This window comes from Chitinophaga oryzae (assembly GCF_012516375.2).
Classification (GTDB): domain Bacteria; phylum Bacteroidota; class Bacteroidia; order Chitinophagales; family Chitinophagaceae; genus Chitinophaga; species Chitinophaga oryzae.
Window position 1 is genome coordinate 6,987,454 of record NZ_CP051204.2, and the last position, 19,112, is coordinate 7,006,565.

A 19,112-nucleotide genomic window follows, 5' to 3' on the forward strand; every position below is an offset into this window, starting at 1 on the left:
CATCATGGACAAAATTATCAGGATAGGCACACGAGAAAGCCAGCTGGCCTTATGGCAGGCACACCAGGTCAATGATCTGCTCAATGCACAGGGCTACAAAACTACCCTCGTGCCCATCAAAAGCGAAGGCGACATCGACCTCGTTACTCCGCTGTACGAAATCGGCGTTCAGGGCATCTTCACCAAAAGCCTCGACCTGGCGCTGCTCAACAACCGCATCGACATTGCCGTTCACTCTTTCAAAGACGTGCCCACCCAGCTGCCCCAACAGATTGTACAGGCAGCCGTGTTAAAGCGCGGACCGGTAAAAGACCTGCTGGTATATAAAAACGATACTTCTTTCCTCGATCAGCCGGACTATGTGGCCAACATCGCCACCAGCAGCGTACGCCGCAAGGCACAGTGGCTGCGGAAATATCCGCAACACCAGCTGCACAACCTGCGCGGCAACGTCAACACCCGCCTCCAAAAACTGGCGGCAGAGAACTGGGACGGCGCCATCTTCGCCGTGGCCGGACTGGAAAGGATCAACGTACGCCCGGCCAATTCCATAGACCTGGACTGGATGCTGCCCGCTCCCGCACAGGGCGCCGTGGTGGCCGTATGCCGCGAAGACGATACCTTCTGCCGCGAAGCCTGCGCCGCCTTTAACCATGCGGAAACAGCCCTCGCCACCGCTATTGAACGCGAATTCCTGCGTACCCTGATGGGCGGATGCACCACCCCTATCAGCGCCTACGCCCATATTGATAATAATACCGTACACTTCAGCGGGGAACTCTGCAGCCTCGACGGCTCCCGGTTCTTCTCCATCAGCCGCGAAGTGCCAGCAACAGCCGCACAACACCTCGGCCAGTCCGCCGCGGAAGAAATCATGGCGCAGGGCGGCGCTGAATTAGTAGCTGAAATCAGAAATGCCGGATAATGCCAAATACCGTATACTGTGTACCAGGCCCCTGCCTGGAAACCTGATCGCCGAAGCCGGCGATCACGGTATTACTGTGGAAGTACAGGATTTTATCCAGATAAAACCGCTGGCCAACAAAGACCTGCTGGGGGAGGAAAATATGATCCGTATATTCAGCGACAACACGATACCGATCGTTTTTACCAGTGCACATGCGGCAGACATCTTCCTCAGATATTATCTTCATAATAGTGATACCTTTTATATCATCAGCAACCCAGTCTGCTGCATAAACGGTAACACAAAAAAACTTCTGCAGCAGGAACTGCCGGAGAACCCCATCCTCGCGGAAGCCTCCTATGGCAAAGACCTGGCAGCGGCCATTATCGCACTGGACAATATCCGCGAAGTACATTTTTTCTGCGGCAACCAGCGCCGCGATGAACTGCCGCAAAGCTTACGGGACGCAGGCATTACGGTCAACGAATACGTGATCTACGAAAACATTCCCACGCCCACCGTGGTGGCCGATGAATACGATGGGATCATGTTTTTCAGCCCCAGCGCGGTAAAAAGCTATTTTTCCGCCAACAGGCTGCCGCTGAAGACCGTGTGTTTTGCCATCGGCAGAACAACCGCCACCCTCCTGAGGGAATACACTGATAACAAGATCATCATGGCCCCCTTCACTGATGCGGAGTCTATGGTGAAAACAGCTATATTTTACTTTAACAACATTAATTGCTACGAATGAGCGCATTGAAGAATGATTTATTGCTGAAGGCCCTTAGAGGCGAAACTGTTTCCCGCACGCCCGTATGGATGATGCGTCAGGCAGGCCGCTATTTACCGGATTATATCAAACTGCGTGATAAATATAGCTTCTTTGAACGCTGTGAAAATCCTGAACTGGCCACTGAAATCACCGTGATGCCGGTAGACCAGGTAGGTGTGGACGCCGCCATCATTTTCTCCGATATCCTCGTGGTACCGCAGGCAATGGGCATGGAAGTACAGCTGGTGGAAAAAGTAGGTCCCCTGCTGCCACAGCCGGTAAAAGGCGCAAACGACCTTCAACGTTTATGCGTTCCCGATGTACACGAAAGACTGCATTATGTATTCGATGCCCTGAAGCTCACCAAACAAACCCTCGCCGGCCGCGTGCCGCTGATCGGTTTCGCCGGTGCGCCATGGACATTACTCTGTTATATGGTACAGGGCAAAGGCTCCAAAACATTCGATGAGGCCAAAGCTTTCTGTTACCAGCAACCTGCCGTAGCGCATCAGCTGCTGCAGATGATCACCGATACCACCATCGCTTACCTGAAAGCACAGGTAGCCGCCGGTGCAGACACCGTTCAGGTATTCGACTCCTGGGGTGGCCTGCTCAGCCCGGTGGACTTTGAAACGTTCTCCCTGCAATACATCCGCCAGATCGTGGCAGCGATGAAAGATGTTTGTCCGACCATCGTTTTCGCCAAAGGCGCCTGGTTTGCGCTGGAAGACATGGCAGCCACCGGCGCCCATGGCCTCGGCATCGACTGGTGCATTAAACCGGAGCTGGCCCGCCAGTTTGCCGGCAGCAACATCACCCTGCAGGGCAACTTCGACCCGGCCAAACTGCTGGCGCCCATCCCTGAAATCGAGAAATCAGTGAAGGAAATGCTGAAAGGCTTCGGCCGCCAGCGTTATATCGCCAACCTCGGCCACGGCATCCTGCCCAACGTACCGGTAGACCATGCCAAAGCATTTGTTGAAACAGTTAAAGCACACGGCTAAACCTATCATGAGCATCAAAAACGAATTCATCGCCTTTATACGGGACCTGCAGGATGAAATATGCAGCGCCTTCGAAAAAACAGATGGCAAAGCCACCTTCCGGGAAGACCACTGGGAACGCCCCGGCGGCGGTGGCGGCCGCTCCCGCGTGATCGCCGATGGCAACGTGTTTGAAAAAGGCGGCGTCAGCACCTCCGTGGTACATGGCGACCTGCCCGAAGTGATGGCGCAGCAGTTTGGCGTGAGCAACAGCAAATTCATGGCCTGCGGCATCTCCCTGGTGATCCATCCGCTCAACCCGTTCGTGCCCACCGTACATGCCAATTTCCGCTATTTCGAACTGTATGACCAGGACGGACAGCTGAAAGACAGCTGGTTCGGCGGCGGCGCCGATCTTACGCCGTATTATCTCGAAGAAAAAGACGGCAGCCACTTCCACCGCACTTTCAAAGAAGCCTGTGACCCTTTCGGCGCAGACCTCTATCCGAAATACAAAAAACACTGCGATGAATATTTCGTGAATAAACACCGCAATAACGAAGCCCGCGGCATAGGCGGTATCTTCTACGACTACCTCCGCCCCAATGCGGAAAAAACCGCAGAAGAACTCTTCGCTTTCTCCAAAGCCAACGGTAAAGCTTTCCTGAAGGCTTACCTGCCCATCGTGGAGAAAACCAAAGACCTTCCCTATACCGAAGCCCACAGAAGCTGGCAGGCGTATAGGCGTGGCCGTTATGTGGAATTCAATCTTATTCACGACCGCGGCACTTTGTTCGGACTAAAAACCAATGGCCGTACAGAGTCCATCCTGATGAGCCTTCCGCCGGTAGCCCGCTGGGAATACGATTTCCATCCGGTCCCCGGAAGCCCCGAGGCACAGCTCACTGAATGGCTGAAGCCGCGCGACTGGATTAATATTTAGAGATTTGGGGATTTTTTGATTTTGGGATTTCGGGAAGAATGAAATGGAAAGGAAGTGAATACGAAATATGGAGGTTATTGGGTAAATTGAATAACAATTGATTTGTTAACCAACCCTCAATATTCCATGAATAAATTCACTTTACAGGATAGAACAAAAAAGTTTCATATTGCTGTTATTCAACTATGTGAGACTTTACCTAAAAATGCTGCTGCATATGAAATCGCCAAACAGTTAATCAGATCTGCCGGTAGTGTTGGCGCCAATTACCGGGCTGCCTGCCGTGCCAAATCCAGAACCGATTTTATATATAAAATAAAGGTAGTGCTGGAAGAAGCTGATGAATCGTTATACTGGCTGGAAATTCTGACAGCCACACGGATTGTTACTTCTACAATGGCCAGCACACTAATAAATGAAGCGAAAGAACTGGTGCTGATATTCAATGCAACAGACAAAACTGCTAAGGATAACTTAAGCAAATCAAAAAATCCGTAAATCAAAAAATTCGAAAATACAATGATGATAAGAAGAAACCGTATCCTGCGCACCTCCCCTGCCATTCGTGCAATGGTAGCAGAAACAATATTGCGGCCGAGTGATTTCATCGCCCCTCTGTTTGTGACTGAAGGAGAAAATGTGCAGGAAGAGATCAGCTCAATGCCCGGTTATTTCCGGTATTCTCTGGACCTCACCATCCGGGAGGCCAAAGAATTATGGAGCCTCGGCATTAAAAGTGTATTGCTTTTTGTGAAAGCGCCCGATAGCGTTAAAGATAACAAAGGTACCGAAGCGGTGAATCCCAACGGGTTGATGCAACGTGCCATCCGTGGTATTAAAGAGGCCGTTCCGGATATGGTAGTGATGACAGACGTGGCGCTCGACCCCTACTCCAGCTACGGCCACGATGGTATCGTGGAAGGCACCGAAATCGTCAACGATCCTACGGTGGAGGTACTGGCCCGCATGAGCCTCAGCCATGCACAGGCCGGCGCCGATTTCGTGGCGCCCAGCGATATGATGGACGGCCGCATCCTCGCCATCCGTAATATCCTTGAACAAAACGGTTTCGATAAAACAGGCATCATGGCCTACAGCGCCAAATACGCCTCCTGCTTCTACGGTCCTTTCCGCGATGCGCTGGACTCCGCCCCCGGCTTCGGCGACAAAAAGACCTACCAGATGGACTACGCCAATTCCCGCGAAGCGATCAAGGAAACGCTGATGGACATCGAAGAAGGCGCCGATATCGTGATGGTAAAGCCTGCTATGGCTTACCTCGATATCATGCGCATCATCAAAGACCGTACAACCGTCCCCGTTAGCGCCTATCATGTCAGCGGCGAATATGCTATGATCAAAGCGGCAGCACAAAACGGCTGGCTCGACGAGAACAAGGCCATCCTGGAAAGCATGACCAGCATCAAACGTGCCGGCGCCGATCTGATCGCCACCTATTTCGCGAAAGATGCCGTAAGATTGCTGAATGCTTAATTCCGTATCTTACAATAAGAAAAATAACAAAATAACTAAATAACAAAATCTTTTCATGTACAGCTACAGCAAAAGTGAAATGTTATTCGGGAAAGCCAAAGAGGTCATCCCCGGCGGCGTAAACTCCCCCGTACGTGCATTCAAAAGCGTAGGTGGTGTACCGGTGTTCATGCAGCGCGCACAGGGCGCCTTCATGTATGATGTGGACGGCAACAGCTATATTGATTATATCAATTCCTGGGGCCCTATGATCCTCGGCCATGCCTACGAACCAGTGGTAAAAGCCATCCAGGAATATGCCGCCTTCTCCACTTCCTTTGGCGCGCCTACAGAACTGGAAATAAAAATCGCGGAGCTCATCGTGAGCATGGTTCCCAATATCGACATGGTGCGTATGGTGAACTCCGGTACTGAAGCCTGTATGACCGCCATCCGACTGGCCCGTGGTTATACCGGCCGCAACAAATTCATCAAGTTTGAAGGCTGCTACCATGGCCATGCAGACGCATTCCTGGTAAGCGCCGGCAGCGGCGTGGCCACACTCGGCATACAGTCTGTTCCCGGAGTGACTGCCACCGTGGCAGACGATACGCTGACTGCGCCCTATAACAACCTTCCGGCCGTGGAACAGCTGATCGCCGACCACCCGGACCAGATCGCCGCCATCATCGTAGAACCGGTGGCCGGCAATATGGGCTGTATCCTGCCTCAGCCGGGATTCCTCGAAGGGCTGCGCCAGCTCTGCGATGCCAACGGCATTCTCCTTATTTTTGACGAAGTGATGACAGGCTTCCGCCTCGCCCGTGGCGGCGCACAGGAACTGTTCGGCATCCGTGCCGACCTGGTGACCTTCGGTAAAATCATCGGCGCCGGTATGCCCGTTGGTGCCGTGGCCGGCCCCAAAACAATTATGGAGCACCTGGCCCCCGCCGGCAAAGTATACCAGGCAGGCACCCTGAGCGGTAACCCGATCGCCATGATCGCCGGTTATACCCTGCTGCAGACGCTGAATGATAACCCGGTTATCTACCAGCAGCTGCAGGAAAAAGCCGATTACCTGGTGAAAGGCCTCCGGGAAGCCTTCGGCGCCTCCGGCAGCGTGTACCAGATCAATAACCTGGGCTCCATGCTCAGCGTGCACTTTACCGAATATCCGATTATTGACTTCACCAGCGCCTCCGCTGCCAATAACGAATTATTCCGCCGCTTCTTCCATGCCATGCTCGAACGCGGCGTATATCTGCCGCCATCGGCATTTGAAAGCTGGTTTATGTGCAATGCGCTGACAACAGAAGAGCTCGATGCCACCATTCAGGCTGCCAAAGCCGCAATGCAGGCCATCAAACAATAGTTTACAATATTATCTTATTCAACAGCGAAGGGTTGGCGCTTGCCAACCCTTTTTCATGCCGTTTTTAAAAAGGTAACATACCGATTATCAAATACCAAATAAGCAAATCAAAAAATAAAATTAATTTTGTGCTCCGTGAGCATATCGTCACACATACAAAAACGTTGGATGTTTGTTTGTCTGTTGTTAATCGCACAGCTAACAGCAAGCGTGCTGCCCTCGCTGGCTGCACACAAACACCTGTTGTTTGAACAGATCCACCGGCAGGCGGCGCTCGAAGATTATCTTGAACACCTGGCTTCCAAACTGCCGCCGCATATCGAAACGGATGATGCCGCAGACGACAGGGAGTGCATCCACGCAACCAAACACCGCCGTAAAACACGGTACTACCTCAGCGCTTCTTCCCAACAGTTCAGTATTGCCACCCGTGTAGGTTATATGGACGGCAGTGGCCCGTCCCAATACTGTCTCATCAAAGAAAACCTGCCCGGCGAATATGCCCGGCAGAAGGCTTTTTTACCCGCCTACTACAGTTTTCTCTTCCGGTTTACACCGTTCTGAGTACACCCTCCCTTTCGTTTTTCACTGTTTTCTTTTTTTACTTTTTTAGGGAGATGACAACCATCGCCGCTTTTGACGCGGAATGAGCCTTCCTATGTGTTAGAACTAAACTTCCGGCATTCACCGGAAACAATACTATTATATCTATGCGTCAAAATACAGGGATTTACGCATCACTGCTCGCGTTATTCGTGGCAGGTTGCGTCACCAAAGGAGAAAGTACCGGAAATGAGGACCTGAAATCATTACCTGTTACCAGTCTTATGGTAAAGGACACCATGCTGCACCGTACATATGTTACCGATATACAAGCCGTTCAGAATGTGGAAATACGCGCCCGTGTGAGTGGTTTTCTGGATAAAATTTACGTGGACGAGGGACAGGAAGTTAAAAAAGGACAGCTGCTGTTTGGCATCAACGATGCCGAATACAGCGCCGAACTTACCAAAGCCAAAGCAGTCCTCAGTAACATGGTGGCAGAAGCGAAATCAGCCTCTCTGGAGCTGGAACGCGTGAAAATGCTGGTAGAGAAAAAGGTAATCGCCGCCTCCGAACTGGAAGTAGCCAAGGCCCGCCTTGCCGCTGCACAGGCTAAAATCGACGAAGCCCGTTCCGCTGAAAGCAACGCCTCCATGCGTCTTTCCTATACCAGCATCCGTGCGCCGTTCGATGGCGTCATCGACCGTATACCGCTGAAAAAAGGAAGCCTGATCAGCGAAGGCGCCCTGCTGACCACCGTGTCAGACACCCGTGAGGTGTACGCTTACTTCAACGTATCCGAAACAGAATATCTCCAATACAGCAAAGCTATCGCCAAAGGCGATAACAGCTACAGCCAGGTACATCTCGTACTCGCTGACGGCAGTGATTATCCGAACGTCGGCAAAATCGAAACCATGGAAAGCGAATTTGAGGAAAACACCGGCTCCATCGCCTTCAGGGCCCGCTTCTCCAATCCCGCCAAGCTCCTGAAACACGGCGCCAGCGGTAAAGTGCGGCTCACCTCAGAAATCGACAGCGCTATCATCATCCCGCAGAAAGCGGTATTCGAAATGCAGGACAAAAACTATGTCTTCGTAGTAGACGCTTCCAACAAGGTAACGATGCGGAATTTCGTTCCGCAGGCCCGGTTCTCTCATTTCTACATCGTAAAATCCGGCCTCAAAGCCGGTGAACGCATCGTATGCGAAGGCGTACGCAATATCCGCGACGGCGTACAGATCGCCCCCCGCACGGTGCCGATGGACAGTCTGCTGAGAATATAAATCACCCTGCTTATTAGCTGTAAAAGAGAGATCAATGTTTGAAATATTTATTAAAAGACCGGTGTTATCACTGGTCATATCGCTTATTATCACGCTGGTAGGCCTGCTGGCGCTTTTCACGCTGCCGGTCACCCAGTTCCCGGATATCGTACCGCCCTCCGTGACCGTGACGGCCAAATATACCGGCGCCAACGCCGAAGTATCCGCCAAAGCGGTGTCCACACAGCTGGAACGCGCTATCAACGGGGTTCCCGGCATGACCTACATGTCGTCCGTGTCCAGTAACGACGGTATTACCGTTATCCAGATATTTTTCCAGGTAGGCATAGACCCCGACCAGGCTGCTGTAAACGTACAGAACAGGGTGGCCACCGTGATCGACGAATTACCCGAAGAGGTGATCAAAGCCGGTGTTACCACAGAGAAGGAAGTGAACAGTATGCTGCTGTACCTCAACGTCATGAGTGAAGACACCTCGCTGGACGAGCAGTTCATCTACAACTTCGCTGATATTAACGTATTGCAGGAACTGAAACGTATTGACGGTGTAGGCCGCGCCGAAATCATGGGCGCCAAGGAATACGCCATGCGCGTATGGCTCAAGCCGGACCGCATGCTGGCCTACAACGTATCTTCCGATGAAGTCATCGACGCTATCCGCAAACAGAACATCGAAGCCGCCCCCGGTAAAACCGGCGAAAGCTCCGATAAAAACCCCCTGTTGCTGCAATATGTGCTCCGCTATACCGGTAAGTTCTTTGAACCGGAACAATACAAGCAGATCGTCCTGAGAGCCGGCGCCGACGGATCGGTGCTCCACCTCAAAGACATTGCTGACGTGGAATTCGGCTCCCTCACCTACAGCATGGTGTCTAAAACTGATGGCAAACCCTCCGCCTCCATCATGCTTAAACAAAGGCCCGGTTCAAACGCCCGCGACGTTATCAACAACGTGAAGAAAAAGATGGAAGAGATGAAAAACACCTCTTTCCCTCCGGGCATGACCTACAACTTCAACTACGACGTGTCCCGCTTCCTCGACGCCTCCATCCATGAGGTGGTGCGCACCCTCTTTGAAGCGTTCCTGCTCGTATTCGTGGTGGTGTTTATCTTCCTGCAGGACTTCCGCTCTACCCTCATCCCCGCGCTGGCGGTACCGGTAGCCCTCATCGGTACGCTCGCCTTCATGCAGATGATGGGCTTCTCCATCAACCTGCTCACCCTCTTCGCGCTGGTACTGGCCATCGGTATCGTAGTGGACAACGCCATTGTGGTGGTGGAGGCGGTGCACGTGAAAATGAGTGAAGACCACCTCCCGCCCATGGAAGCCACCATCGCCGCGATGAGAGAGATCAGCGGCGCGCTCGTGGCCATCACGCTGGTAATGTCTGCCGTGTTTATCCCGGTAGCATTCCTCTCCGGCCCTGTGGGCGTGTTCTACCGGCAGTTCTCCCTCACCCTCGCCATCTCCATCGTCATATCCGGTATCAACGCGGTAACGTTAACACCTGCACTCTGCGCTATCATGCTCAAAGACACGCACGGCAAACCGCGTAAAAAGAACCTGCTGCAGCGTTTCTTCAACGGGTTCAACAAAGGCTATACCGCTACGGAAAATAAATACGCCAGGCTGGTCAGCTTCATCGCCGGCCGCAAAATTATTACCCTGATTGCCCTCGCAGGCTTCTTTGTGGCTACCTGGGGCGCCAGCGCCATCCTGCCTTCCGGCTTCATCCCCACAGAAGACCAGGGCATGATCTACGTCAACGTGACAGCTCCTCCGGGCGCTACCGTGGAACGTACGGAAGAAGTGCTGGACCAGATACAGGCCATCGCCGCCCAGCTGGATGAAGTGGAGTCCGTATCCACCCTGGCCGGCTACAGCCTTGTAAACGAAGTGGCAGGCGCCTCTTACGGCATGGGCATGGTAAACCTTAAACCATGGGACGATCGTAAAGCCACCGTAAGCGACATCATCGCCAAACTGCAGAAACTCTCCGCCGGCATCGCAGACGCCAGCATCGAGTTCTTCCCGCCGCCTACCGTGCCCGGTTTCGGTAACGCCAGCGGTTTCGAACTGCGCCTGCTGGACCGCAGCGGCAGCGGCGACCTGCGACAGACGGCACAAATCACCAATAACTTCATCGACGCCCTGAAGAAACGCCCCGAAATAGGCGCCGCCTTCACCAGCTTCGACGCCGAGTTCCCGCAATACCTCATCCACGTGGACCAGGGCATGGCCGCCAAAAAAGGCGTCAGCATCGAAAATGCCATGAAAAACCTGCAGACGCTGATGGGTAGCTACTACGCCTCCAACTTCATCCGCTTCGGACAGATGTATAAAGTGATGGTACAGGCCGACCCTGCCTACAGAAGCAAACCGGAAGACCTGCTGAAACTGCATGTTAAAAACGACCGGGGCGAGATGGTGTCCTACGCGGACTTCGTAAAACTGGAACGCGTATACGGACCGGAACAGCTTACCCGCTACAACATGTACACCGCCGCGATGATCAACGGTGACGCTGCGCCAGGCTACAGCAGCAGCCAGGCGATTGAAGCGGTACAGGAAGTGGCCGCCAAAGAACTGCCCAGGGGCTTCAGCTACGAATGGAGCGGCATGACCCGGGAACAGATCCTTTCCGGCAACCAGGCCATCTACATTTTTGCCATCGTACTGGTATTCGTATACCTGCTGCTGGCAGCGCAGTACGAAAGCTTCCTTCTTCCGCTGCCGGTACTGCTGTCGCTCCCTGCAGGCATCTTCGGAGCTTTCATCTCCCTGAAACTGGTAGGACTGGAAAACAACATCTATGCACAGGTGGCACTGGTAATGCTCGTGGGGCTGCTCGGTAAAAACGCCATCCTCATCGTGGAATTCGCCATCCTGCGTAATAAACATGGCGCTTCCGTGCTCGAAGCCGCCAAAGAAGGCGCGGTGTCCAGGCTAAGGCCCATTCTGATGACATCCTTTGCCTTCATCGCCGGTCTGATCCCGTTGTGTATCGCTTCAGGTGCGGGCGCTATGGGCAACAGGTCCATTGGTACCGCTGCTGCCGGCGGCATGCTGATAGGCACCCTCTTCGGTGTAATCGTCATCCCCGGCCTCTATGTGCTGTTTGCCTCTATGATTCCGAAAAAGAATGTTGAACTGAAAGCTTACACCAATGAATAAACGAATATATCAATATGCGCTGGGCGCCTGTCTGCTGACGGGTGCCGGCGCCTGCACCACCCAGAAAGAACTGCAGCTGCCGGAACGCAAGGTAACGCCCGTTACCACCGCGCCGGCTGCTGATACCATAACGCTGGCGAGTTTCGACCGTATCTTTCAGGACCCGTACCTGAAAAACCTGGTCGACAGCGCGCTGCAGAACAACTACGACCTGCTGGCCGCCTCCCGCCGCATTTCCGCCGCACAGGCCAACCTGATGATGGCCCGAAATGCATGGCTGCCCTCCGTCAACCTGTCGGTGACCGCCGGCGCAGACCACTTTGCAGATTATACCATGACCGGCGTGGGTAACTTCGATACCAACAAGTCGCCCAACATTAACGAGGACCAGCGGGTAGGAACAGACCTGACCCCGGAGTATTTCGTAGGTATCAGAAGTTCCTGGGAAATTGATCTCTGGGGTAAGCTGAAGCAACAGCGGCAGGCCACCATGGCCCGCTTTCTGGCCACCAGCGAAGCCCGCCGCCTGCTTACCACGCAGATAGTGGCAGGCATCACCAGCCTCTATTATGAGCTGCTGGCCATGGACAATGAACTGGCGATCATCCACCGCAACATCAAATTACAGGAGACAGCTGTGGCCACGGTGCATATACAGAAAGATGCCGGCCGCGCCACCGAACTAGCCGTACAGCAGTTCACCGCCCAGCTGCTGAGCACCCAGGCACTGGAATACGGCGTAAAACAGGAAATAGCTTCGATCGAAAACCAACTCAACGCCCTGATGGGCAGGCTGCCGCAACATATTGAGCGCAGCCCCGTATCGGATGTGGTCGACAGCGCCTATCAGCCACCGGTGATCCCTTCCGGCATCCCGGCCAACCTGCTGCTGAACCGGCCCGATATCCAGCGGGCAGAACTGGAACTGAGCGCCACCAAGGCCGACGTAAAAGCCGCAAGGGCCGCTTTCTTTCCCGGCCTCACCATTTCGCCATATGCGGGCTTCAATGCGTTCAAGGCCGGCCTGCTGTTTAAATCCCCTGCGTCTGTCGCATGGGGCGCACTGGGCAGCATTACCGCTCCCATCTTCAATAAAAAACAGCTGAAGGCACAATACAACATTTCTACCGCCAATGCCTATACGGCATTTTACGAATACCAGCAGGCTATTGTGAACGGTTACCAGGAAGTGGCCACCGCGCTGAATAAAGTGGAGAACCAGCAACAGACCTATTCCCTCAAATCCAAAGAGGTGCTGGTATTGCAACAGGCTGTATCCACCGCCAATATCCTGTTCACCACCGGGTATGCCAATTACCTGGAGGTGATCACCGCGCAGAAGAGCGTGCTGGAAGCGGAACTGGCGCTGGTGAACACCCGCAAAGGCATGTACCAGGGACTGGTATCCCTGTACAGATCGCTGGGTGGCTCGGCAGCCCGCTAAGAGGAGATGGTATCATCAGATGATAAAATGAAGATTAGAATGGCAAGAGAAGTATGGATGAATGTGATGAACAAAACCTTCTTTTTTGGATGATAAAGTGATATTGGTTTGACCCGGAAGGTTTTACAAAGCAGACAGGCAGCCCGTTTGGGCTGCCTGTTTTATTTTGGGATATCTTCTGATTACCGGGACGGTAATTTGTCGCCGGGGTTTCCTGTTATTTCTTTTTATGGGAGAACAGCCACCGGAAAAGGTCTGGTTCCACAAACACATTGTCCCAGCTGTTGTGGCCCACGCCGGGGTATTCCGTGTATTTGTATTCCGCGCGCAGTGATTTCAGCTTAGTATCGTAAGCGCGGGACGCTTCCACGGGCACTACGTTGTCGGCGCCGCCGTGGAAAATCCATACTGGCACCTTACGGGCAAAGCGGCCGGCTTCTTCTGTGTTACCTGCGCCACAGATCGGGAAGGCGGCGGCAAACAGTTCAGGTCTTTTGGTGATCATATAGAAGGTGCCCATGCCACCCATCGACAGGCCGCCGATGTATACTCTTTTGGTATCGATTTTACCGGTGGCCAGCAGGCTGTCCAGCAGCGAATTGAGGGCCGCCATGGCTGGTGGCGCCGGGGCATCCAGCGGAAATTCGCCTGCCACGATCCTGCCCAGGCTGTCGCGTTTGAGTTTCATGGGCGCCCAGGAGCTGCTGGCAGGGCATTGCGGGGCCAGCACAAAGGCGGGGTAACCGGTGCGGAGACTGTCGCGCAGGAACATGGTGCCGCCATGCAGCAGTTGCGCGTTGTTGTCGTAGCCCCGTTCCCCTGCGCCGTGCAGGAAAACGATGAGCGGATATTTTTTATGGATGTCGTAATTCGCCGGCATCAGCAGGCGGTAGCGCAGGGTATCGCCCTGGTGGTAATAACCTTCGTAGCTGAAGACGCTTAGGTCCTGTGCCCGGCTTCCGATGGCTGTCATCAGGAGGCAACAGCCAACCAGCAGGTATCTGAAGTAGTTCATATGAGGAATTTGTTCCTAATATACTACCTGTAGACCGGTATTTTTAAAATTTCTTAATATTTCAGCGTGAAGTGCTGTTTTACTTTGAAGTCTTTCCGGAAAAATACCAGCCCTATAAAAAACAGGTCGATGGTCATGGTCACCTGCGGGTGTTGCTGGATGGTATGCCAGGCCGCTTCCATGTCCGGCGTCCAGTGGATGTCGTCAAAAATGAGCAGGGAATGCTCATGCACATATTGCAGGCACTGCTCAAAGTAGGCCAGTGTAGGGTCTTTGCGGTGGTTGCCGTCGATATATACCCAGTCGGGCCGCTGTATCCGGCGAAGCACGTCGGGCAGCACCGTATCAAAATTGCCGGTCACCTGCGTAATGTTATGCAGCTGCAGCGCATCAAAGTTTTTGCGGGCTCTGGCGGCTATATTGGGACAGCCTTCAATGGTATATACCTGTGCGTCGGGTACGGCTTTGGCCATATAAGCCGTAGAAAGGCCCATAGAAGTGCCTAATTCGAGCAGTTGCTTCGGTTGAAGGTATTGGGCCAGCCTGTAGAACAGCTGCCCGAATTTGGGCTGTTTGGCGGCATAACGGGTGATGTCGCTCACTTTCCGTTCGTTGCCGGAAGAAATAAGGGAACCGGCCCCCAGGTCGGTGACCTGCAGGGTTTCGGTGCTGGCCAGCAGTTGTTTGCGCAGCTGTTCTATCTCGCCGAAGGCGGCATGACGGGTTTTATCCAGCAATACGTCTTCTATCAGCGAAAAAACGAAGGGGGAATGAACATCATGACGGTTTCCTGCGGTAAAATAATACCGGATATATTTGGTAGCTAATCGATACTGCTGCGCTAAACTCACTGACTATACGAATTTTTTAATAAATCTTTCCTTTATAAAGGCCCCACATGTGCATGCGGTGCTGTAAAGACACCCTTAATACACCCAGGCCGTAAATGGCGCTCCTTTTGAAGTTGATGCTGGAAGCCTCTTCAAAATACTTGGTCGGGCAGGTTATTTCCGCAATATCGTATCCTTTCATGAATATCTGCGAAATCATTTCATTATCAAAGACAAAGTCATCGCTGTTGGCCATGTAGTTGATATTCCGGAGCACTTCTCCCGAAAAGGTGCGGTAACCGGTATGGTACTCGCTCAGCTTCTGACCGATCAGGATGTTCTGCGTGAGCGTGAGCATGCGGTTGAATACGTACTTATACAGCGGCATTCCTCCTTTGAGGGCGCCTTTGCCCAGAATGCGGGACCCGAAAACAACCGGATACAGCCCGTTGGCAATGATGCTGCACATGGCAGTGATCAGCTTGGGGGTGTACTGGTAGTCCGGGTGAAGCATCACCACCACATCGGCTCCCAGTTCCAGCGCCTTGTTGTAACAGGATTTCTGGTTACCGCCATATCCTTTGTTGTTGTCATGGCGGATCAGGTGCTTAATCCCCAGTTGTCTTCCTATCTCCAGGGTGTCGTCCTTGCTGGCATCGTCTACCAGTACCACATCGTCCACGATGTCGAAAGGGATCTCCCGGAATGTCTTTTCCAGTGTAAGTGCTGCGTTGTAGGCCGGTAATACAACCACTATCTTTTTGTCATTCAGCATGAAAGTGGATCAAATTTGGGTGCAAAGGTAACTCACCTGCGGATAATTCAAAATATATTGCTCAAATGCCCATACGTACCAGTCATCATGATTTAATTTTAACTATTATTAATTATTTATCTTTGTAGCTTGATGATTTTGGCATCATATTTTCTAAAATTTTTGTTAACAAAAAGCAAAAAGAACATGTTAAAACACCTACCAACGGAAATGAAGCATGGCAATGGTTTGGAGGCCACTTGTAATAATTCGTTACCGTTAGTACAGCCCGGAAAAACTTCCCGCGCTATCAAATGGATGAAAGTGCTGCCTGCACCCTTTATCTTTTTGTTAACCTTTCAGGCCGCACAAGCCCAGGACCCGGAATTAAAAGCCATCACCTCTCCGGTCATCAAAACGCAGGACACCACCATCCGCAAGCTGGTGGAAGAAATGCAGCGTATCACAGACAATGATAAAACCAACTCCAACGCGATCCAGGCCCTGCTGCAGGGTAAAGAGATCGACAATATGAGCAAGTACGATCTCATTAAAAACAATGTTATCAACGCCAGCGAGACGTATTACCTGCTCAACAAAAAAATCATTGACCTGAAATCACGTACCACCACCAATAACCTCGATGTATTTATTACCTCGCTCAACAACCCCGAAAGCAAGGCTTTAGGGTTCTCCCTGAGCGACCGCATCGTGGAACTGGTGGAAAAAATCATCCTGAAAAACAAATCCGATAAGGGTGAAAAAAATTCCAAGATAGTGGAGTCTACCAAATCCATTATCAACAGCCCTATCTTCCAGAGCTTTACCTCCCTGACGCCACCGCTGGCCATCGCCAACTCCGTGATGAACTTCCTGCACAGCGTCAGCGTGAACAACAAGCAGATTAACCAGAAGTCACTGCAGGATTTTGAAAAGGAACTGAACAAATATGTTGTGTACTATACGGCGCTGAACGATGCCAACCAGAAATTTGAGTATGGCCTCAACTTCAACAAGGACCAGCTCAGCCTGTTGCAGGACAATTTGTTCGACCACCTCTCCTTTACCACCACCTCCCTGAAGTTTCCGGCACCGCAGAAAGGCGCCAAGCCGCTGAGCCAGACGATGAACGAGTACTTCTACGAGTTCAAAAAAGAGAAAGTGGTGGAATATTTTAATCAGCTGGAAACGAAGTACACCAAAAACAAACGCATCGATTATGAATCGCTGCTGCGGGAAAATCCCAACCTGAAAGAGGTGAACAACCAGCTGGAAGACCTGGTGCTGCAGACCAAACGTTTCGAAAATCTTTATAACGAGTACTTCACCCTGCTGGATTCTTATTACACCAAGGTGAACAACTCGCTGAAGATCGCGCAGGACAACGGCCTGGCCGATAAAAGCGTTATCGACAACAAACAGGCGGAATTCCGCAACCTGAAAACCGACGCCGTACAAGAGATACAGGCATCCATCAATATCAGGGAACTGTACAGCAATACAGAAAAAATCAAGTATCGCTACCGTATATTTTAATTACGAATTACGGATTACGAATTACGAATTGAGGGTCCTTTTATGGAGGGGTTAGTAAGTAATCTCGCTGTAAGATGACCCTCAATTCGTAATTCGTAATCCGTAATTCGTAATTGTCTTTCTATAGATTTTATCAATATCTTTGTAGCATGACAACGGTTCAATTGGAGTACATTGTTGCGGTAGACACTTACCGCAGCTTTGTGATAGCGGCGGAAAAATGCTTCGTAACCCAGCCCACGCTGAGCATGCAGATACAAAAACTGGAAGATGAGCTGGGCATTAAATTATTTGACCGCAGTAAACTGCCTGTGGTACCCACCGAAATCGGTATTGCAGTAGTAGCGCAGGCAAGGATTATCCTGAAAGAAAACGCCCGTATCCGGGAAATTATCGCCGACCAGAAAAAGGAAGTACAGGGCAACCTGAAAGTGGGCATCATCCCGACCCTTGCGCCTTACCTTCTCCCTCGTATCCTGACGGGCTTCATGAAAAAATATCCGAAGGTAAAGCTGGAAATATGGGAGTATCCTACAGAGCAGATCATTCAGCAACTGAAGCAGGAACTGCTGGATTGCGGCCTGCTGGCCACGCCGCTGCATAATCCGCACCTGGAGGAACATCCGTTGTTTTATGAATCGTTTGTCGTATATGCCGCTAAAAGCAACCCGCTGTATGAAAAGAAAATCGTGCGGGCCGAAGAGCTGGAACTCAAGGATGTGTGGCTGCTCAATGAAGGGCACTGTATGCGCAACCAGGTGCTGAACATCTGCAAGGACAAGTTTACCATGGGTGAGCATAAGAACCTTGAGTACAATACCGGCAGCGTGGAAACACTCAAGCGGATGGTAGACCTCAACGAAGGTTATACCATTTTACCGGAACTGTCTTTACAGGACCTGAGCAGCCGCCAGCTGAATATGGTCCGTTACTTTAAAGCGCCGGAGCCGGTAAGGGAAATCAGCCTGGTCACCCATCGCCATTTTATTAAAAAGGCGCTGATAGAAGCTTTTAAAAAGGAAATCCTGGCACATGTGCCGGAGAAAACCAAGGTGCAGAAGAACAAAAAGATTATTGAGATAGACATGTAGGGGATTTACGGATTTTAAGATTTACGGATTTTGAGATTTTGGGAAATTCAAAAAAAGGAGACCAAAGCAGTAATAACAGCTTTGGTCTCCTTTTTTTGTCAGTTTATGAAATCAAAAAATCGTAAATCAAAAAATCCCCAAATGATATTATCTGGGCCTGTAGTATTTCATGGCTTCCGGCATTAGTTGCTGAAGCTGTTGTACGCGTCTGGCGTCGCTGGGGTGGGTGCTCATGAATTCGGGTGGTTTCTGGCCCTGGCTCATGTTGGCCATGCGTTGCCAGAAGGGAATGGACTCCTGCGGGTTGTAACCGGCCATGGCCATGAATATCACACCGAGGTGATCTGCTTCCAGTTCGTTCTGGCGGGAGAAAGCCATGATGCCGAGGTTACCGCCTACGCCGAAAGCCTGGTTGAACAGGTTAACGGCAGTAGGGTTTTTACCCAGGGCTACGGAGCCTGCCACCTGGATGCCTTGCGCCACCAGTCCCTGGCTCATACGTTCGTTACCGTGACGGGCGATGGCGTGGGCGATTTCGTGTCCCATTACGCAGGCTAAAGCCGTTTCATTCTGGGTTACGGGCAGCAGTCCGGTGTATACGACTACTTTACCACCCGGCATACACCAGGCGTTCACTTCTTTACTGTCCACCAGGTTGAATTCCCATTTATAGTCCGCTATCTGGTTGCCCATATTATTCTGGTTCATGTAGGCAGTAACGGCGGCGGCAATCCGTTGTCCCACTCTTTTCACCATTTCCGCGTCCTTATTGGTGCTTTGCGACACTACCTTGTTGGAAGAGAGAAATGACTGATATTCCTGGAGGGCCATGGATTGCATGGTGCTTTCGGGGAGCAGGTTTAACTGGCTGCGGCCTGTTATAGGTACGCGTGAACACGCTGCTAACAGCCCGACGCCGGCAGTAAAGATAAGTGCGATCTTTTTCATGGGTGAATCAAATTTATAATGCAGAAAAGCATAAAGC

General features: G+C 51.8%; 17 protein-coding genes. 13 read left to right on the forward strand and 4 right to left on the reverse strand.

What is annotated here, in order from left to right; all coding sequences use genetic code 11:
* The first annotated feature begins 4 nt into the window (after positions 1–4).
* From hemC to HF324_RS27595, 11 genes are all read left to right on the forward strand, one after another.
* Positions 5–925: a hydroxymethylbilane synthase gene (gene hemC, locus HF324_RS27545; RefSeq protein WP_168861363.1), complete on the forward strand. Its 921-nt coding sequence runs from the start codon at positions 5–7 to the stop codon at positions 923–925.
* Positions 915–1,661 carry a uroporphyrinogen-III synthase gene (locus tag HF324_RS27550; protein WP_168861364.1) on the forward strand — a complete coding sequence of 249 codons (747 nt, stop codon included), beginning with the start codon at positions 915–917 and terminating at the stop codon, positions 1,659–1,661. Before hemC ends, HF324_RS27550 begins: the two co-directional genes overlap by 11 nt.
* Positions 1,658–2,686, forward strand: a complete 1,029-nt coding sequence (gene hemE, locus HF324_RS27555; RefSeq protein ID WP_168806292.1) for a uroporphyrinogen decarboxylase — start codon at positions 1,658–1,660, stop codon at positions 2,684–2,686. The genes HF324_RS27550 and hemE overlap by 4 nt, the downstream gene beginning before the upstream one ends.
* Positions 2,687–2,693: 7 nt before the next feature.
* Positions 2,694–3,608, forward strand: coding sequence for an oxygen-dependent coproporphyrinogen oxidase (gene hemF, locus HF324_RS27560; protein WP_168806294.1), 915 nt, complete (start codon positions 2,694–2,696; stop codon positions 3,606–3,608).
* 126 nt (positions 3,609–3,734) lie between these two features.
* Positions 3,735–4,106, forward strand: coding sequence for a four helix bundle protein (locus HF324_RS27565; protein ID WP_168861365.1), 372 nt, complete (start codon positions 3,735–3,737; stop codon positions 4,104–4,106).
* A 21-nt stretch (positions 4,107–4,127) separates the two neighbouring features.
* The gene (gene hemB, locus HF324_RS27570) at positions 4,128–5,102 is read left to right on the forward strand and encodes a porphobilinogen synthase (protein ID WP_258539206.1); all 975 of its coding nucleotides are present in this window, start codon (positions 4,128–4,130) and stop codon (positions 5,100–5,102) included.
* Positions 5,103–5,157: 55 nt separating this feature from the next.
* Complete coding sequence (hemL, locus tag HF324_RS27575) at positions 5,158–6,453, forward strand: glutamate-1-semialdehyde 2,1-aminomutase (RefSeq protein ID WP_168806298.1); 1,296 nt, start codon at positions 5,158–5,160, stop codon at positions 6,451–6,453.
* Between the two features lie 168 nt (positions 6,454–6,621).
* Complete coding sequence (locus HF324_RS27580; RefSeq protein ID WP_168806300.1) at positions 6,622–7,017, forward strand: hypothetical protein; 396 nt, start codon at positions 6,622–6,624, stop codon at positions 7,015–7,017.
* Between the two features lie 146 nt (positions 7,018–7,163).
* Positions 7,164–8,282 carry an efflux RND transporter periplasmic adaptor subunit gene (locus HF324_RS27585; protein WP_168806302.1) on the forward strand — a complete coding sequence of 373 codons (1,119 nt, stop codon included), beginning with the start codon at positions 7,164–7,166 and terminating at the stop codon, positions 8,280–8,282.
* 34 nt (positions 8,283–8,316) lie between these two features.
* Positions 8,317–11,457 (forward strand): efflux RND transporter permease subunit, encoded by a 3,141-nt coding sequence (locus HF324_RS27590; RefSeq protein WP_168861366.1) that lies wholly within the window; start codon positions 8,317–8,319, stop codon positions 11,455–11,457.
* Positions 11,450–12,901 carry a TolC family protein gene (locus HF324_RS27595; protein ID WP_168806306.1) on the forward strand — a complete coding sequence of 484 codons (1,452 nt, stop codon included), beginning with the start codon at positions 11,450–11,452 and terminating at the stop codon, positions 12,899–12,901. The genes HF324_RS27590 and HF324_RS27595 overlap by 8 nt, the downstream gene beginning before the upstream one ends.
* A 217-nt stretch (positions 12,902–13,118) precedes the next feature.
* Here HF324_RS27595 and HF324_RS27600 read toward each other — a convergent pair whose 3' ends face one another.
* Genes HF324_RS27600 through HF324_RS27610 form a run of 3 tightly spaced genes read right to left on the reverse strand, consistent with a single transcriptional unit; the run spans position 13,119 to position 15,521 of the window.
* A complete protein-coding gene (locus HF324_RS27600; protein WP_220101244.1) occupies positions 13,119–13,916 on the reverse strand; it encodes a carboxylesterase family protein in 798 nt (265 codons plus the stop codon).
* A 53-nt stretch (positions 13,917–13,969) separates the two neighbouring features.
* A complete protein-coding gene (locus HF324_RS27605; RefSeq protein WP_168806308.1) occupies positions 13,970–14,767 on the reverse strand; it encodes an O-methyltransferase in 798 nt (265 codons plus the stop codon).
* 16 nt (positions 14,768–14,783) lie between these two features.
* Positions 14,784–15,521 (reverse strand): glycosyltransferase family 2 protein, encoded by a 738-nt coding sequence (locus tag HF324_RS27610; protein WP_168806309.1) that lies wholly within the window; start codon positions 15,519–15,521, stop codon positions 14,784–14,786.
* Between the two features lie 186 nt (positions 15,522–15,707).
* Here HF324_RS27610 and HF324_RS27615 point away from each other — a divergent pair, with 186 nt between their 5' ends.
* Positions 15,708–17,036, forward strand: coding sequence for a hypothetical protein (locus HF324_RS27615; RefSeq protein WP_168806311.1), 1,329 nt, complete (start codon positions 15,708–15,710; stop codon positions 17,034–17,036).
* A 149-nt stretch (positions 17,037–17,185) separates the two neighbouring features.
* Positions 17,186–18,127, forward strand: coding sequence for a hydrogen peroxide-inducible genes activator (locus HF324_RS27620; RefSeq protein WP_168806313.1), 942 nt, complete (start codon positions 17,186–17,188; stop codon positions 18,125–18,127).
* Between the two features lie 147 nt (positions 18,128–18,274).
* Here the strand turns inward: HF324_RS27620 and HF324_RS27625 are convergent, their stop codons facing one another.
* The gene (locus tag HF324_RS27625; RefSeq protein WP_168806315.1) at positions 18,275–19,075 is read right to left on the reverse strand and encodes a M48 family metallopeptidase; all 801 of its coding nucleotides are present in this window, start codon (positions 19,073–19,075) and stop codon (positions 18,275–18,277) included.
* Positions 19,076–19,112 lie beyond the last annotated feature (37 nt).

Bases quoted from the DNA above. Each gene is read 5' to 3' on its own strand.
- HF324_RS27565 (WP_168861365.1), top strand. From the start codon at position 3,735: ATGAATAAATTCACTTTACAGGATAGAACAAAAAAGTTTCATATTGCT.
- HF324_RS27595 (WP_168806306.1), top strand. From the start codon at position 11,450: ATGAATAAACGAATATATCAATATGCGCTGGGCGCCTGTCTGCTGACG.
- HF324_RS27600 (WP_220101244.1), bottom strand. From the start codon at position 13,916: ATGAACTACTTCAGATACCTGCTGGTTGGCTGTTGCCTCCTGATGACA.
- hemF (WP_168806294.1), top strand. From the start codon at position 2,694: ATGAGCATCAAAAACGAATTCATCGCCTTTATACGGGACCTGCAGGAT.
- hemE (WP_168806292.1), top strand. From the start codon at position 1,658: ATGAGCGCATTGAAGAATGATTTATTGCTGAAGGCCCTTAGAGGCGAA.
- hemC (WP_168861363.1), top strand. From the start codon at position 5: ATGGACAAAATTATCAGGATAGGCACACGAGAAAGCCAGCTGGCCTTA.
- hemB (WP_258539206.1), top strand. From the start codon at position 4,128: ATGATGATAAGAAGAAACCGTATCCTGCGCACCTCCCCTGCCATTCGT.
- HF324_RS27580 (WP_168806300.1), top strand. From the start codon at position 6,622: ATGTTTGTTTGTCTGTTGTTAATCGCACAGCTAACAGCAAGCGTGCTG.
- HF324_RS27550 (WP_168861364.1), top strand. From the start codon at position 915: ATGCCGGATAATGCCAAATACCGTATACTGTGTACCAGGCCCCTGCCT.
- hemL (WP_168806298.1), top strand. From the start codon at position 5,158: ATGTACAGCTACAGCAAAAGTGAAATGTTATTCGGGAAAGCCAAAGAG.
- HF324_RS27610 (WP_168806309.1), bottom strand. From the start codon at position 15,521: ATGCTGAATGACAAAAAGATAGTGGTTGTATTACCGGCCTACAACGCA.
- HF324_RS27625 (WP_168806315.1), bottom strand. From the start codon at position 19,075: ATGAAAAAGATCGCACTTATCTTTACTGCCGGCGTCGGGCTGTTAGCA.
- HF324_RS27620 (WP_168806313.1), top strand. From the start codon at position 17,186: ATGACAACGGTTCAATTGGAGTACATTGTTGCGGTAGACACTTACCGC.
- HF324_RS27615 (WP_168806311.1), top strand. From the start codon at position 15,708: ATGTTAAAACACCTACCAACGGAAATGAAGCATGGCAATGGTTTGGAG.
- HF324_RS27590 (WP_168861366.1), top strand. From the start codon at position 8,317: ATGTTTGAAATATTTATTAAAAGACCGGTGTTATCACTGGTCATATCG.
- HF324_RS27585 (WP_168806302.1), top strand. From the start codon at position 7,164: ATGCGTCAAAATACAGGGATTTACGCATCACTGCTCGCGTTATTCGTG.